This window comes from Paenibacillus sp. FSL H3-0286 (genome assembly GCF_045040705.1).
GTDB lineage: Bacteria > Bacillota > Bacilli > Paenibacillales > Paenibacillaceae > Paenibacillus_AQ > Paenibacillus_AQ odorifer.
Genome location: NZ_CP150285.1, coordinates 5,029,819 through 5,045,549 on the forward strand (window position 1 = coordinate 5,029,819; position 15,731 = coordinate 5,045,549).

Annotated in this window: 15 protein-coding genes; 1 reads left to right on the forward strand and 14 read right to left on the reverse strand. The window is 40.9% G+C overall.

What is annotated here, in order from left to right; genetic code table 11:
- Positions 1–70: 70 nt before the first annotated feature.
- From MHB37_RS22685 to MHB37_RS22720, 8 genes are all read right to left on the reverse strand, one after another.
- Positions 71–361, reverse strand: coding sequence for a MazG nucleotide pyrophosphohydrolase domain-containing protein (locus tag MHB37_RS22685; RefSeq protein ID WP_036676004.1), 291 nt, complete (start codon positions 359–361; stop codon positions 71–73).
- Positions 362–619: 258 nt separating this feature from the next.
- Positions 620–1,978: an LLM class flavin-dependent oxidoreductase gene (locus tag MHB37_RS22690; RefSeq protein ID WP_076098651.1), complete on the reverse strand. Its 1,359-nt coding sequence runs from the start codon at positions 1,976–1,978 to the stop codon at positions 620–622.
- A gap of 31 nt (positions 1,979–2,009) precedes the next feature.
- Entirely contained in the window at positions 2,010–2,822 is an 813-nt protein-coding gene (locus tag MHB37_RS22695; protein WP_076129474.1) for an ABC transporter permease, read from the reverse strand.
- Positions 2,819–3,670, reverse strand: a complete 852-nt coding sequence (locus MHB37_RS22700; RefSeq protein WP_076129473.1) for an ABC transporter permease — start codon at positions 3,668–3,670, stop codon at positions 2,819–2,821. The genes MHB37_RS22695 and MHB37_RS22700 overlap by 4 nt, the downstream gene beginning before the upstream one ends.
- A 37-nt stretch (positions 3,671–3,707) precedes the next feature.
- Positions 3,708–4,718, reverse strand: a complete 1,011-nt coding sequence (locus tag MHB37_RS22705) for an aliphatic sulfonate ABC transporter substrate-binding protein (RefSeq protein WP_076129472.1) — start codon at positions 4,716–4,718, stop codon at positions 3,708–3,710.
- Between the two features lie 42 nt (positions 4,719–4,760).
- Positions 4,761–5,537 carry an ABC transporter ATP-binding protein gene (locus MHB37_RS22710; protein ID WP_076129471.1) on the reverse strand — a complete coding sequence of 259 codons (777 nt, stop codon included), beginning with the start codon at positions 5,535–5,537 and terminating at the stop codon, positions 4,761–4,763.
- A 405-nt stretch (positions 5,538–5,942) separates the two neighbouring features.
- Positions 5,943–6,719, reverse strand: coding sequence for an RNA ligase family protein (locus MHB37_RS22715; protein WP_076129470.1), 777 nt, complete (start codon positions 6,717–6,719; stop codon positions 5,943–5,945).
- 322 nt (positions 6,720–7,041) lie between these two features.
- Positions 7,042–7,269 carry a hypothetical protein gene (locus tag MHB37_RS22720; protein ID WP_405168567.1) on the reverse strand — a complete coding sequence of 76 codons (228 nt, stop codon included), beginning with the start codon at positions 7,267–7,269 and terminating at the stop codon, positions 7,042–7,044.
- 401 nt (positions 7,270–7,670) lie between these two features.
- Between MHB37_RS22720 and MHB37_RS22725 the strand changes: the two genes are divergently transcribed.
- Entirely contained in the window at positions 7,671–9,413 is a 1,743-nt protein-coding gene (locus MHB37_RS22725) for an ATP-binding cassette domain-containing protein (RefSeq protein WP_341164162.1), read from the forward strand.
- 229 nt (positions 9,414–9,642) lie between these two features.
- Here MHB37_RS22725 and MHB37_RS22730 read toward each other — a convergent pair whose 3' ends face one another.
- The 6 genes from MHB37_RS22730 to MHB37_RS22755 form a co-directional block, all read right to left on the reverse strand.
- Complete coding sequence (locus MHB37_RS22730; RefSeq protein WP_076129467.1) at positions 9,643–10,362, reverse strand: hypothetical protein; 720 nt, start codon at positions 10,360–10,362, stop codon at positions 9,643–9,645.
- A 251-nt stretch (positions 10,363–10,613) separates the two neighbouring features.
- The gene (spo0A, locus tag MHB37_RS22735; protein ID WP_036682806.1) at positions 10,614–11,429 is read right to left on the reverse strand and encodes a sporulation transcription factor Spo0A; all 816 of its coding nucleotides are present in this window, start codon (positions 11,427–11,429) and stop codon (positions 10,614–10,616) included.
- A 197-nt stretch (positions 11,430–11,626) separates the two neighbouring features.
- Positions 11,627–12,739: a SpoIVB peptidase gene (gene spoIVB, locus MHB37_RS22740; RefSeq protein WP_081383394.1), complete on the reverse strand. Its 1,113-nt coding sequence runs from the start codon at positions 12,737–12,739 to the stop codon at positions 11,627–11,629.
- A gap of 138 nt (positions 12,740–12,877) precedes the next feature.
- The gene (gene recN, locus MHB37_RS22745) at positions 12,878–14,605 is read right to left on the reverse strand and encodes a DNA repair protein RecN (protein WP_076129654.1); all 1,728 of its coding nucleotides are present in this window, start codon (positions 14,603–14,605) and stop codon (positions 12,878–12,880) included.
- A 46-nt stretch (positions 14,606–14,651) separates the two neighbouring features.
- Positions 14,652–15,101, reverse strand: a complete 450-nt coding sequence (gene ahrC / locus MHB37_RS22750; RefSeq protein WP_036682813.1) for a transcriptional regulator AhrC/ArgR — start codon at positions 15,099–15,101, stop codon at positions 14,652–14,654.
- Positions 15,102–15,132: 31 nt separating this feature from the next.
- A complete protein-coding gene (locus tag MHB37_RS22755; protein WP_232061423.1) occupies positions 15,133–15,606 on the reverse strand; it encodes a hypothetical protein in 474 nt (157 codons plus the stop codon).
- Positions 15,607–15,731: the final 125 nt, after the last annotated feature.

Below are 15,731 nucleotides of genomic sequence, written 5' to 3' on the forward strand. Positions count from 1 at the left end.
GTGAAAAAAATCCAAGGCTTCCCTCGAGGGAGGTCCTTGGATTTTTTTAAAAGTATTCAATAGATACACCCTACTCCCAAGTCCTCTGTTCATTAATCTCCAGCTTACGTTTAAACGCCTGCTCCAGATCAATACCAAGTTTATTGGCCAGATCAAAAATATTCCACACCACATCGTACATCTCGTATCCCAAGTTTTCTTTCCGCTCCGCATCTGGATGAAAAGATACCGACAAAACCTCTTTGGACAACTCCCCAACCTCAGTCATTAAGTACAGCATTCTCTGCTCAATGGTGCTGGTATCAAACCCTTTGATTTCACTGAACTCCTTAACATACTGTTGAAACTCTGCTGCATTCATTTCCTTACGCCTCGCTTTTTGGTATAAAGTTATGTAAAGTAATTATTCCTGCGTATTTACCAATTATCATCCTTTTGATCTAAGAATACAAACTCTCCAAGACTTTGCTGTTTATTAGACAAGAACGCTCTCACAATGCGATAAAAAAGAAGCGATTCCTCATTTATCGAAGAATCGCTTCTTTGCATTTTGCTCACTATAGTGATACCCCAATAGCCAACTCGTTACAATCTGAATAAAGCCACTCCGATGATCACCTTATTTACCAGCCCCTATTTCAGCCACTCTACGATTCTGAAAATGACGAATATCCGGACGCTCCAATCCTAGATGTTCACGAAGGGTACTCCCCGTATACTCAGTGCGGAACAAGCCGCGTGCTTGCAAGATGGGCACAACATGATCCACAAATTCATCCAAGTTGCCCGGCAGTACTGGTGGCATAATATTAAATCCATCGCAGCCGTACTCTTCGAACCACAATTGCATTAAATCTGCCAATTGTTCATAGGTTCCAACAAACTGCATATGTCCGCGTGCACCAAGCAAACGGCGGCCTAATTCTAATATCGATAATTTGTCCTTACGAGCCATATCCATAATCAGCTGAACCCGGCTTTTCATTCCATTTGATGCTTCTACTGGATCAGGAATCTCAGGCAGCTGTCCATCTACTGGGTATTCGGACAGGTCAAACCTCAACATGCCAGACAACATACCAACAACAGCGGCAGGAGGAATCAACTCCTGCAGTTCTTTATATTTACTTTGGGCTTCCTCTTCGGTCGCTCCAATGATCGGAGACAAGCCCGGCATAATTTTTAAGCTACCACGTTCACGGCCATAATCTGCTAATTTGGAATTGACGCTTTCATAGAAGGCCTTAGCCGCTTCAAGCGACTGCTGTGCCGTAAAGATCACCTCTCCAAAACTAGCTGCAAAATCTTGTCCTGGACCAGAAGATCCGGCTTGAATAAGTACAGGATACCCTTGAGGTGAGCGAGGAACATTGAGGGTTCCTTTTGTAGAATACCACTCCCCTTTGTATTCCACTTCTTTGATCTTCTTCGCGTCAGCAAATTGTCCCTCTTCGCGGTTGACGATTAAAGAGTCATCCTCCCAGCTGTCCCAGAGAAGCGTTGCCACCTCAACAAATTCACGTGCCATTTTATACCGAAGTCCGTGCTCTGGATGCTCCGGCTTCCCATAGTTATAAGCTTCCACATCAAGCTGGGAGGTGACAATATTCCAACCCGCTCGGCCTTCACTAATATGATCTAAAGAAGCAAATTTGCGAGCCACATTATAAGGTTCGTTATACGTGGTCGATACGGTAGCCGTTAATCCGAGTTTTTCTGTTTCTGTCGAAAGGGCTGACAACAGCGTCAATGGGTCCAGCATACCCGAAGCTGCTTGATCCGCACCCATCACATACAACAAATCCGCCAAAAACATCATATCGAACTTCCCACGCTCGGCGGTTTTTGCCAATTCGCGATAAAATTTATAATTGAAGATCTTATCCGCTCCCGATTCCGGATGACGCCAGCCATAATGATGATGTCCTGAATAATAAATAAATGCACCTAAATGTAGCTGATCTTTTCTGGTTCCCATAATGACCCTGCCTTTCGAATTCTAGAGTTCGTTAACCTTTGAATGTATCACGCCAATGCAGCCATCTTCTCTCCAGCAATCGAATTGCGGAATCCGAAAGTTTTCCTATCACTGCAAAGATTGAAATTCCAACGAATACTATATCTGTTTGCGAATAAGCTCTGGCATCCTGAATCATATAGCCTATCCCCGCACTTGTTCCCATCATCTCCGCTACGACGAGTACAAGCCACGATGCACCAAGTGATAAGCGAATACCAAGTAGAATATTAGGCATTGCAGCCGGAATAATCATTTTGCTAAGCAACTGCCATCTTGTATATTGGAAAATACGGGATACTTCAACAAGCTTGATATCAACATTACGAATTCCTAGGAAAGTGTTCAGATAAACTGGAAAAAAAGCACCTAATGAAATCATTAGTATTTTAGAAAATTCACCTACACCAAACCACAAAATGAATAACGGAATAAGGGCAAGTAATGGAATCGTCCGAAGCATCTGTAAAGATGGATCCAGTGTACGCTCTACCAACTTCCCAAGTCCTGTAGATAAGCCAAGTAGCAGTCCAGTAGCAGATCCCAATAAAAAGCCAAGCCCTGCCCGATAGGCGCTAATCCCCAGATGTCGAAACAGCTCACCGCTAGCTATTAAAGAAAAGAACTGCGCAATAATGGTAGATGGAGCAGGCAATGTCGTCGCAGAGACTAGATGGAGCGCAGCTGCCACTTCCCAAATCACCACTAGAGCTAGAGGTACAATCCAACCATGCAGTTTTTTTGGAATCCAGCTTAAACCATCGTCGTGACGCTCTATTTTATTACTGGATAGGTGATTGCTCATGATCCTTTATCTCCCCTATAACTGTCCTGCCATCTTAGCAATCTCGATTCCAACAGCTTCACTAATGAATCTGACAGTTTACCTACTACAGCAAACACGATGATCCCAACAAATACCACTGTGGTCAAAGAAAACGATCGCGCGTCATTGATTAGATAGCCAACACCTGAGCTAGAGCCCATCATCTCCGCTACGACAAGTCCAAGCCAAGCTATGCCCACAGACAAACGGATACCTAAAAAGATGTTGGGCAGTGAGGCTGGAATAATTAACTTACTCACCATCTGCCATTTACTGAATTGCAGTACTCTCCCAACATCAAACAACTTGTTGTCCACCGAACGGATTCCTAGAAATGTGTTCACGTATAATGGGAAAAATGAACCTTTGGCAATCAACAATATTTTTGAGGTTTCACCGAATCCGAACCACAAAATAAAAAGTGGAGCGATTGCTAAATGGGGCAGCGTGCGCAGCATTTGCAGCGACGGATCCAGCAAACGTTCTGTTTTGTATGAAAAGCCTACCCACAAACCCGCCGCTAAGCCAAGCCCTCCCCCTATTAAGAAACCAAGCAGTGCCCGCCAAGCAGATATGCCTAAATGTTTCGCCAGCTCACCGGACGCGGTCAAGCTAACCAGTTCCCGCCATATTTCACTTGGCCTTGGCAGCAATATAGGATTTAACTTTCCCATCGCTCCGGCTATCTCCCAAATCAGGAGTAAAGCAATTGGTAAGATAAGTCCAAGCAATACATTCGTCGTTTGGATGGAAAGTCCGCGCTTCTTTACTGGATTCTTCTTATGAATTAGTGGCGAGATCACAGCTTTTTCAGCACTGAATTGCATGTAAACAACCTCTTTTCTACATCTGTGGTTTCATCCGTTACTTCAAAGGTTCCTTCAGTGCTGCTTCAATATATTGATTGTCTGTTATTTTAGAAACTTCAATCTCTTTACGGATGTTCTTAATATTAAATTGAAAATCGGCTGTCTTCTGCAATTCTTCAACAACAGCATCGCTAATTGGAATGTTGATCATCTGGGAACGTTCAAACGTACCTTCGATTACCGCTGCCGGAATGTTCCGCTCAGCTGCATATCTTTCAGTCGCTTCAGCGCGATTATCTGTCTCCCAAGCTATAGCTTTGTTGGTTACTTTTAAATAAAGCGTAACTAGTTCTGGATATTTCTCTGCGAACGCTGAACGGGAGATCACAAAAGAAGGAGATAAGACACCCAATTGCTCACCATCCGTCAAAACCTTCCCTTTACCGGTCAATGCGTTAAGAGTAATATACGGATCCCATGTAGCCCATGCATCAACGCCACCGGTTTCAAATGCAGGTTGTGCTTCATCAGGCTGTAGCTGGATAATCTCAAAATCTGCTTCTTTAAGACCTGATTCCTCAATACCGCGATAAAGGAAGTTGTAAGCATTGCTGCCTTTTGTAACAGCTATCTTCTTGCCTTTCAGATCCTCCAGTTTCTGAGCAGTACTACTACCAGGTACAAGAAGAGCAACGTTATTCGTACCTTCTAATACTTGTGAGATAATCTTAATAGGAATACCCGCAGCTTGGGCTGCGATCACCGGCATGTTACCAAGAGTCGCTATGTCCAACTTATTAGAAGCGATCGCCTCTGTCATTGGGGGTCCACTTTGAAATTCCGTCCATTCTACTTTTACGCCCAGCTTATCAAATTCTTGCTCATACCATTTTTCCTCACGGGCTTTACCAAACATCCCCCCGCTGCCCTGCACGCCAATCTTAATGGTCACACCTTCATATTTGTTGGCGTCGTTCTTTCCCGCACTCTTTTCATTCGAAGCGCAGCCTGTTGCAAATACAGTCAAAACAAACATAAGAAGTAGTGAATTACGAAATAATTTCATGGATCATTTCTCCCCTTTTTATAAAAAATGGACTCTCTTTATCTAGATACCAGCACCAACATCGATTGCCGGTTCTTCAACCTTCTCAAACTCACTCAGCACCAGTCGACGTAGCTCTTGGAATGAAGTACTGGATCTTTTTCGCGGAAACGGTAAATCGATGGGAAGAATATTGCGAATATGCCCAGGTCGGGGATTCATAATGACTACCCGCTCACCCAGGAATACAGCTTCATCCAGATCATGAGTCACAAATAACATAGTCGTCTTATTGCTCTGCCAAATATCAAGAAGTACCTCTTGCAGATGTGATCTAGTAAAAGCGTCTAGTGCGCCAAAAGGTTCATCGAGTAATAATACATCCGGATTACGGAGCAACGCCCTAGCAATAGATACTCGTTGGGCCATCCCGCCTGACAGCTCACGTGGATAGGATTTCTCAAAACCCTTTAATCGTACAAGTTCAATCAATTCATCTACTTTTTTGCGAACCTCTGGATTTTTAAGCGATAAATTTGCTGCAATATTATGCTCCACCGTCAACCACGGAAAAAGTCTTGGTTCTTGAAAAATAAATCCCTTCTCAATACTCGGACCGTCGATCTGTTTGCCATTCAGTAGAACCGTGCCGCTATAGCTCGTATCCAATCCTGCCACAATTTTTAGCAAGGTACTTTTTCCGCAGCCGCTGGGACCTATAATCGTAATCAACTCGCCTTTTTTCACCTTCAGCTGAATATTGCTTAATGCGATAACATCACCTGCAGGCGCGGCGAATACTTTATTCAAATGTTCGATAACCAGTGTTTCCTCCGACACTCCATTCACCCTTTCCGATAAATTTAAACTAAACTATACTTATGTATTTAATAGGTATTCAGATTAAAAAAATAATGAAATCCTCTGAAGAACCTTATCCGATTATTCAACTAGGTTTAATTTACATCATCTTATCAGTGACATTCCTCACATGTCAAACATTATTTGCCAAATGGGTGTATGTTTTGTGAAGTGGGGAGGTTTTGCGAATGGCAAGGACATGGTATTAGTTATAGTCGATAGGGATTTATCTAATTGGATCAAAACTGCACAAAAAAATACCGCATATTTATTGGTTTTGGACCAATGAATAAGCAGTATTTTGAGGGCTGTTCACAACTGCCATCTCTTAAGGAACCTTATGCTAAATTCTGAAAATATCAGCATTGATAATAATTCCAGCTATTACTTTCTAAGCGTTCTTTCATAATCTTCAAACCGTATTTTTCTAATTTGTTTACGATCCGTTGTTCTAACAATGATTCCTTCTGATTTGCCTGATGCGTCGATGCCTACTTGCGTGTTTTCGAATCTTTTTAAATAAGAATATGTACTCTCAAGAGAAGTTGGAAACTCGGAACCCTTTATGGTTTCAAGAAGTGGTGCAGACTGCAAATCAATACTTTCAATAAATCTCTTCTTCTCAATTTCATCATAAAATGGTTGATTTCCGTGATCACGCCACATCGCAATTTTCTCCTGCGATAACTCAAGAAGTCTATATAATTCATCCTTATTCAAGGAGAACACATCAAATACACGATACCCTTGAGTTTTTCTGTCAGAATAGTTCTTGGATGCTTTAGTTTTCCCTCCATAAGATTCCTGATAAATTACGGTTAATGCCCAGTCACCCTCAAGAAGGATATCTGCAATTACTTTTTCTGCTAACGGCTTAAGAAATTCCGCAATGTTCCCATAAGGATTACCGATTCTATCTCCTTTTGCATATAACAATTCTTCTCTGGAACCAATTAGATAATCAACTTCGTTATCATCATTTTTTAATAAAATGATCCTTGAATTTTCACCATCTACTTTTTCGTAAACAAAAACATCGTCTAATTCTGCGAAGCCTCTTGACTCCGTTAAAACATCATTTAACCGACCTCGTTCACCTAATTGATGATATGTAAGAATGCTTGGGTACTTTGTTAAAGAATTAATTTTCTTTAAATCCATAAACTATTCTCCCACTTTCAAATTCACTTTATATGACTCTTGTTCTTATAAACATAAACAAAGATAGCCAAGGAATATTTTACCACTGATTACGTGTTCACGTGTTATTCCTGATGGGATTGTCATAAAGAGTTCTCCTTATTTGTTTACCAATTTAACTTTGAAGATAAGTATCATCATAATCTACGTAATTACTTTGTTGATTACGCATGAAGGTTATACGCAAAGAAGGTTCTTATATGTATTTTCAAGTGATACTCATGTAATAGAAAATCAGCAAAATAAGAATATGTAAATAGTAGTAAACACCAATAAATCTTCTTTAATAATCTGATTCAAATATTGTTTCGTTTTTATCATTTGAGAAAATAATTTTTAATTGAGCAGTCGGATTCCAAATCCTACTATCTTTTATAATTAGATATTTTCCACCTGTATATTCATACTCACGAGTCTTACTGTCAATCACCACTGAAAATGTTTTAGCATCTTTTAAAACTTGCGTATTATTAATTACAAGGCCAATTGAACCTTTCTCTAAACCACCCATAGCTATCTCATCTCGTATCATAGCCGTAGATTTAGTATAGTCAGAAGCACTACGATAAATATAAATATAGGGCAAGCCTTAATAAATTCAAGCATGTACGTATCTAAAATAACAAAGGATTTACCCTACTAACTCCACTATAACATTAAATGGAATATTTTCTGCAGCTTATCTTCTACCAAGGCAATCAATTCCGAGTTGTAGCCATTAGGTATTTATAGGTTTTATGACCATAATTTATTAGTCTGTAAGATTGTATTATCAGATGATTTTGATACCTTTAATGCGAAATGATTGAAGTTGCTTGTAAACAGTGTTACTCTATCAACGGTAAACTCAAAATCTGTACTCTTCAATACATCTTATAATAGTCACTATTTTTAGTTAAGAAAGGTAACACTATGATAAAAGTTGATAACTTATCCTTCGCATTCCCGCAAAAAGAACTATATAAAAACATTTCATTTACGCTTGAAGAAGCACAACATTGCGCTTTTATAGGAACAAGCGGCAGTGGTAAAAGTACATTGATCGATATCCTTATGGATCCAGAAAAATATTTGTTCGAAGGCACGCTAGAGATGGACCCCACCTGCAAAATCGGGTATGTAAGTCAGTTTTCGCAACTAGACAAATCTAAAGAAACAACCGTTTTTGAATATATAGGAGAAGAATTTATTAAGATACAAAATGAAATAACAGCGATTCTCACTGAAATGGAAACATCATCAGATATTGATTCATTACTCGAAAAGTATCAATTAGCTCTAGATGCCTTTGATTTAATGGATGGAAATGATTTTGAAAGCAATATTAATAAGAAACTAAATTTAGCCAACCTCTTGAAGCTAAAAGATGTTAGGGTATCCGACCTAAGTGGTGGAGAATTCAAGCTTATTCAAGTGATGAAGGAAATGCTGACTAGCCCAGACTTAATGATTATGGATGAGCCCGATGTATTTTTAGATTTTGAAAACCTAAATGCACTTAAAAATCTGATTAATGCTCACAAAGGAATATTGCTAGTTGTTACGCATAACCGTTATCTATTGAATCATTGTTTTAACAAAATTATACACCTTGAAAACATGGAGATCCAAGAGTTCGATGGGCGATATATTGAGTATAACTTCTCATTACTTCAGACGAAAATTGAGTTACAAGAAATCGCAGTCGCTGAACAAGAAGAAATAGAGAGATACGATAACATTATTGATAATCTTAGAGCGATCGCAACCTATAATTCAGAAGCATCTAGAGGGAGAGCGTTAAAAGCTAGGGTTAAGTTTCAAGAAAGATTGGAAGCGCGAAAAATTAAAGCGCCATTCGTTGATATTAAGCAACCAAAAATCAGTTTTGGTGTGGACAATGAATTTGAAGAAGACATCACTGTTTTAAATGTGAATAATTATAGTGTTTCCTTTGATGAGTTGATTTTAGAAAATGTTAACTTTGAGATGAAACCTACAGATAAAGTAGCCCTTATCGGTCCAAACGGTACCGGGAAAACGACTTTACTCCGAGATATCTTTAAAAATAATCATGATTCAATTGAAATAAATGCTGATATTAAAGTGGCTTATCTTTCTCAGCTTCAAGACGAAGTGCTAAAGGATTCTAATACCATACTAGAAGACTTCATCGATGCTGGGTTTGCAACTTATGACGAGATTAGAGCACATCTTTCAAACTATGGCTTTGAAGGAGAAATTCTTACTCAAAAGATAGAATCTTTATCTGGTGGCGAAAAAAATATACTGCAATTGGCGAAAGTTTCTGCTAGCAAAGCAAACTTATTGCTTCTTGATGAACCGACAAGCCATTTAGACACCTATACACAAATCGCACTGGAGAAAGCCATTGAAGATTATAAAGGTGCAATTCTCATGATTTCTCATGATTTCTATTCTGTAGTAAATGGTATGGATTATGTACTAATCATTGACGAGAAGACGATTAGAAAAATGAGTATGCGAAAATTCAGAAAGATGATTTATGCCAGTCATTTTGATAAAGATTATTTAGAAAATGAACAAAATAAAAAAGCAGTTGAAATGAAAATAGAATTAGCTTTAAAAGACAATAATTTTGAACTTGCAAAAGGTATGGTTGACGAGCTAGAAGAGCTGATTAAGTTACTTTAAATTCCAACCTTCTGAATGAAATGATTACAAGAACGATGAAATAAAATGTTGGTGGAAAAGTATCCACATTAAAGACACTGATGAATAGATCTCAGTGTCTTTTTACTGCATTGATTTTATTGATAGCTCATGCCGGGACAGTGGTTCACTTATCATTAAAAATCTTTCCCAACACATTTTTTGCCAAACTTCTCTTCACCTCTCTGGTTGATATAACTATAATGAAGTATCATGAGAAATTTTTATCAAAACAGTCTTTGGTCTCGCATTTAATTTTATACCATTGATAACCATAATCCGATAAGTTTGGTAGGATCAATAATTTGTTACCACAGCGGATACAATTATTTTCTGATAAATTTCCGTTCTTATAGTCCGCTAAGTAACCTTCTGCTAGTTCTACTTCCTTAATTATATTTTCTAGAGCAACATCGCTTATATCAAAAGGGGTCATATCTCCTCTATTTGCATAAATAGAGCGTGAAAAAGCTCCAAATCCACCAACCAGTTCGTGGTGATGGGTATTAATCCGTCCCCCACCTCTCTCAAATAATTTGATCATCGGTTCATATATATCTGGAAACTGTAATGCGATATTGTCGCGCGCATCAAGCAAAGAGCACCAGCGTAAATAATGTATACTTATTAATTTCATAAGCATAATATCAATTTTATTAAAATTCGGACACGTTTCTAAGAAAATGTCCCACTCATTTTCCTCCATTTTAAAACCTAATAACATATCCATACCTATGTATATACTTGCTGCTTCCTTAGAGATAAACTGCAAAAACACGCCGACTCTACGGTAATACTCTGCAATCAAATTAGCATCTGCTTCATATTCACCTCTAGATCTTACTTCTTCGTATCTTTTTTTTGAAATTCCAATGTATAAATTCGCATTAATATTCTTAATTCTTTCAACACCTGATTCGTAATAATTCATGAAGATTCCTCCGACTTAACTCACAAATGTAGTTCCCTATATCTGATAGAAGATTGGTTTATTTAACCAGCTCGCCCGATTGTTCTAAGCCCCTGCTTGAGTTTCACCATTTATAAGATGGCTAATCTTTAAATAAAAACAAAACCCAATAAACCATTTAGGTTTATCGGGCGAGATTTAAAAAAGTTTATCGGTTCAAAACAAGTTTATCGATTTTATACTGACTGTACCCCGCACTGCCCCTAACCCTTTCAACTAACCTTATGCTCAATCCGCAGCTTGTCGGCTACCATGGCAATAAATTCCGAGTTAGTAGGCTTAGATTTGGAGATATTAATCGTGTAGCCGAATAAATGGCTGATGGAGTCAATGTTGCCACGGGTCCAAGCGACTTCAATCGCATGGCGGATCGCGCGTTCTACGCGTGAAGGCGTGGTTTTGAACTTCTCAGCGATTGCTGGGTAGAGCGTCTTCGTAATCGCACCAAGGATCTCGATATTGTTATATACCATGGTGATCGCTTCACGCAGGTACTGATAGCCCTTGATATGCGCTGGGACACCGATTTCATGGATGATCGAGGTAATGTTAGCGTCGAGGTTCTTGCCCTTAGAGAGCGGCACTACATTCGATCTGGACGTCGACGAATAATTGTACATGTTGGAGGAGGAGCTCATGCTGCCTTGAGAGCCGACAAGCTGACGTACACGATTTGCCAGGACCTCCATATCGAACGGTTTCAAAATATAATAGGATGCACCAAGCTGTACAGCTCTTTGAGTGATGTTCTCCTGACCAAAAGCAGTCAGCATGATGATCTTCGGTTGAGGATTCAGATCCATATCACGTAGACGTTCCAATACACCTAGGCCGTCTAAATGCGGCATAATGATATCAAGAATAAGAACATCGGGAATTTTACGCGCTTCGCTAAGCATTTGAAGCACTTCTTCACCATTGTAGGCGATACCCGTTACGGTCATATCTTCTTGCTCAGAAATGTACTCGGAAAGCAAATTCGTAAATTCCCTGTTATCATCGGCCAACAACACTTCAATATTCTGCACTGGCTGCTTCCTCCTTAATTATATCTGCTATTCGAAAATAACATTTTTTTCTTGTCTCTTACGTTTTCGACATGGAGATCGAATTCCCTTCTGTCGAAAATTATTTTTCTTTATTTTTTTTCTGTGTTGGATTATAATTAAATATTTTATCTCAATGTTCGAGGTTCTTCGTAATCGTTCGACAAAAAATCTTAAGGCTAAACCGCCTTAAGATTTAATGAATACCTATTCTCCTGTTTGGTCACACCTGAATCTTGAAGCATCCATTCGATGAAGCACCCATAACCGGACTTAGGATCATTTACAAATACATGAGTTACGGCTCCGATGAGGCGGCCATCCTGTACGATAGGACTTCCGCTCATGCCTTGGACGATACCGCCTGTCTTATCGATAAGGCGTGGATCAGTGATCCGCAGCACCATTCCTTTAGTGGCTGGCGTTTGCTGATGTGCTACATGAATGATCTCAACCTTAAACCGCTCCACCTGCTGACCATCAACTACAGTTAGGATCTCAGCAGGACCTTCCTTGACTTGATCGCTCATCGCCACGGGGATCGGTTCTTTGTAAAGACTGTGCTCGGGATTGGAGCTCATTTTACCGAAGATGCCGAAGTCAGTATTGCTCTCCACATTTCCAAGCACTTGGCTTTCTTTCAAAAAATGCGCTCGTTTCTCGCCCGGATCGCCATCCTGGCTTTTGGATATGGAGGTGACACTGGACTGAACGATATGACCACTGCCTACAACAATTGGAGTACCGGTATTCATGTCTGTAATCACATGTCCCAAAGCTCCATATACACCTTGCTCGGGAGCATAAAAAGTTAATGTGCCGACACCCGCTGCTGAATCACGAATGTACAGGCCTAACCGCCACACTTTGTCATGAATGTCATACGCGGGCTTTAACTTAGCTGTATGCTCTTTACCTCCGCGTTTGAAGACAATAGTCAAGGGGTTATTCGCTTTACCAGCACGATCCACCAGCTTGGCCACCTTGGACAACTCGTCCAATTTCTCACCATTCATGGAGATCATCAGATCACCCGGCACTAAACCGCTGACCTCTCCTGGGGAAAGCTTAGTTTTCTCGGATACTTCAATCAGATGATGACCAACAACCAAAACACCTGCTGATTTCACTTTCACACCGATCGTTTGACCTCCCGGGATCACCTTAAGCTCGGAATGAATTCCTTGTGCAGTCACCTTGGCTGGTTCACCTTGCAGTGGTGCAGCAGAACTTAGATTTGTTCCCGTTATGCCCGATAAACTAAGAAAGAAGGCAAATAAAAGGCCTGGCATTAACTTCCTGAGGTTAGGCTTCAATGGCTGTCACGCTCCCTTTTGCTTCTTTCGCTTGACGAAAAAGGTGGTCGCCAATTGCGTACCTATAAGATAACCTTGCCCCCAGGCTTTTATTACTGTCAATCATTGCTCCGCTTAGCTTGTTGCAGCCTTACTTGCCTCGGCCAGATTAAGCATTTCCTGCGAGTGATGCAATGTTTTTTCGGTAATTTCTACGCCACCCAGCATCCGGGCCAGCTCCATTACACGTCCATCGTTCGTTAGGGATTCCACTTCAGTCATGGTTCTTCCATCCTCAACCTTTTTGCGGATTAAGTACTGATGGTCAGCCATACAAGCCACCTGCGGCAAGTGAGTAATGGAGAACACCTGACAGGTAGAGGACAGCTTAAACAGCTTATCTGCGATGGACTGAGCAGCTCTGCCGCTGACACCAGTATCCACTTCGTCAAAAATCAGAACTGGAATTGCATCATGGCGCGCAAAAATACTTTTCATTGCCAGCATAATACGCGACAGCTCACCACCAGAGGCGATTTTGCCAAGCGGTCTCAGGGGTTCGCCCGGGTTAGGGGATATCATAAATTCTGCGCTGTCTATCCCTTGTCTTGTGAGGCGAATACGCCGACCATTGTATTCGACTCCACGCGGGTCCTCCAGCCTGTCCAATTTGACCTGCAACGAGGTTCTTTCCATTTGAAGGTCTTTGAGCTCACCCTCCACTTGGGTGGCCAGATCAGCAGCACAAAGCTTTCGTGCTTCACTTAATTCCGTAGCTGCTTCCATTAATACAGACAGCAACGAATCGCGCTTCGCCGTCAGTTTCTCCAGATATTCATCTTTATTCTCAAGCAAATCAGTTTCCCGGTGAATTTGTTCATAATAAGCCAAAATCTGTTCTACACTTTCTCCATATTTACGTCGGAGTCCAGTGATCAAATCCAAACGATTCTCGATTTCTTCAAGTCGCATCGGATTGAACTCGATATTTTCCCGGTAATCACGAAGCTGAAAAGCAGCATCCTCTAGCTGGTAATATGAGGACTGCAGCTGTTCGAGCACTGTTCGCAGACCCTTCTCATCGTAACGAACTGCATCCTCAAGTCTGGAAATAACATTACCGATCGATTCCAAGCCTTGTCTGTCGTAAAGCAGCTCATATGCACCCGATACGGAATCCATCATTTTCTCACTGTGGGATAGTTTGACCCGTTCTTCGGTAAGTAATTCATCTTCTCCCGGTTTTAATCCGGCGGATGAAATTTCTTCAAGCTGAAAACGATATAAGTCAAGCATTTGGTATGCCTTCTGGCTGGATTCCTGCAGCTCTCGCAGCTCTTTCTCCACCTTCGCGAAGGCAGAATACCTTTCCTGAAAAACTGCCTTTAGCGGACCAATAATCGGTTCTCCGTATGTATCCAGCAGTCCCAGATGCCGTTCCGCCTTCAGCAAGTTCTGGTGCTCATGCTGGCCGTGTATATTAACCAGCTGCTCGCCGATCTCGCGAAGCATGGTAAGATTGACCATCTGCCCATTTACACGTGATGTACTTTTACCTTGAGAGGTAAGCTCGCGTCGTATAATAAGATGCTCCTCGCGCTGGGCCTCAATGCCAAGACGCTCCAAAGTCTCCCAAACGGGATGACCGCTGGGAAGACTGAAGAGCGCCTCCATCTCCGCTTTTTCACAACCATAACGAATGGAATCCGCAGAACCGCGGCCTCCAACAATCAATCCAAGCGCATCAATAATAATGGATTTACCTGCCCCGGTCTCCCCCGTAAGCACGTGGAAGCCAGGATAAAAATGCACATCTACCGCCTCAACGACGGCAAGATTGCGTATAGACAAGGTTTCTAACACTAATAGAGCACCTCCGAGAAGATGACAGGCATCTGATTAATTATAATTAAGAAATATAACCCATGATTTGTGAAATTACGGTCTTGCTGTCCTCAGGTAAACGGCAAATGATAAGGATTGTATCATCACCAGAAAGGGTTCCCATAATTTGCGGCCAGTCAATATTATCAATTAAAGCAGCGACAGAGTTAGCCGTACCTGGTAAACATTTCATCACCACAAGATTAGCCGAGGAATCGATCTGCACAAAATTATCCACAAGAACGCGCTTAAGCTTCTGAATGGGATTGTACCGTTGATCCGTTGGAAGTGAATATTTATATCTTCCATCATCCATGGGTACCTTGATGAGCAACAGCTCTTTTATATCTCGAGATACTGTGGCTTGAGTAACTTGAAAACCTGATTCCCGCAAGGCTTCCACAAGCTCGTCCTGTGTCTCGATATCCTTTTGTGTAATAATTTCACGAATCTTAATATGTCGTTGTCCCTTCATTGTTGCCTCCTGGTATATAAAAAATATGGACTCAGTTTGATTCTCCGTCGTCTTTGCCAAGCTTAATGACATGGATCGATGCTGTTGCTACATTAACATATAGAACGCCGCTGCATTCCGGATAGATCAGCAGGTAGGGAAGCAAGGTATCACGTAAGCCACTGCCAGTGAAATCCAAAGGCTTGCGTGGTCTGGAAAGGATAACTAAATATAAAGATCCTTCCTCTTTTGTCGCCACATAATCTATAAATAACCGGCTATACATCTGCGCCCCATTTACGTTGAAAGACAAGGGGATTTTTAATTTCCCTCCAACGACCTCATATCCTTCATCCTCAAGTATATCAATAGAGGGATGTGGAATAATCACTTTATTGAACGGAATTTGATCCTTCATAAAAGAACGCGGAGAACTCTGCAGCCATACATATATCCGATATATTATAAAAATCGATAATGCTACCCCAATAAACGCCATAACGACCTTGTCAGAGCTACCCGCCACTATCAATCACCTCGGTGATTTATTCGCGTGAAGCCCTGGTAAATCCTGCTTCTAAGCTATCTTTTTATAAGCTTTCCGCATAATTGATATTATTCGCTAATTCAGCAATTTACAATTAAAACGAG

Bases quoted from the DNA above. Each gene is read 5' to 3' on its own strand.
- MHB37_RS22690 (WP_076098651.1), bottom strand. From the start codon at position 1,978: ATGGGAACCAGAAAAGATCAGCTACATTTAGGTGCATTTATTTATTAT.
- MHB37_RS22695 (WP_076129474.1), bottom strand. From the start codon at position 2,822: ATGAGCAATCACCTATCCAGTAATAAAATAGAGCGTCACGACGATGGT.
- ahrC (WP_036682813.1), bottom strand. From the start codon at position 15,101: ATGAAGGGACAACGACATATTAAGATTCGTGAAATTATTACACAAAAG.
- MHB37_RS22730 (WP_076129467.1), bottom strand. From the start codon at position 10,362: ATGAATTATTACGAATCAGGTGTTGAAAGAATTAAGAATATTAATGCG.
- spoIVB (WP_081383394.1), bottom strand. From the start codon at position 12,739: ATGCCAGGCCTTTTATTTGCCTTCTTTCTTAGTTTATCGGGCATAACG.
- MHB37_RS22705 (WP_076129472.1), bottom strand. From the start codon at position 4,718: ATGAAATTATTTCGTAATTCACTACTTCTTATGTTTGTTTTGACTGTA.
- MHB37_RS22685 (WP_036676004.1), bottom strand. From the start codon at position 361: ATGAATGCAGCAGAGTTTCAACAGTATGTTAAGGAGTTCAGTGAAATC.
- MHB37_RS22700 (WP_076129473.1), bottom strand. From the start codon at position 3,670: ATGCAATTCAGTGCTGAAAAAGCTGTGATCTCGCCACTAATTCATAAG.
- MHB37_RS22715 (WP_076129470.1), bottom strand. From the start codon at position 6,719: ATGGATTTAAAGAAAATTAATTCTTTAACAAAGTACCCAAGCATTCTT.
- MHB37_RS22725 (WP_341164162.1), top strand. From the start codon at position 7,671: ATGATAAAAGTTGATAACTTATCCTTCGCATTCCCGCAAAAAGAACTA.
- MHB37_RS22720 (WP_405168567.1), bottom strand. From the start codon at position 7,269: ATGGGTGGTTTAGAGAAAGGTTCAATTGGCCTTGTAATTAATAATACG.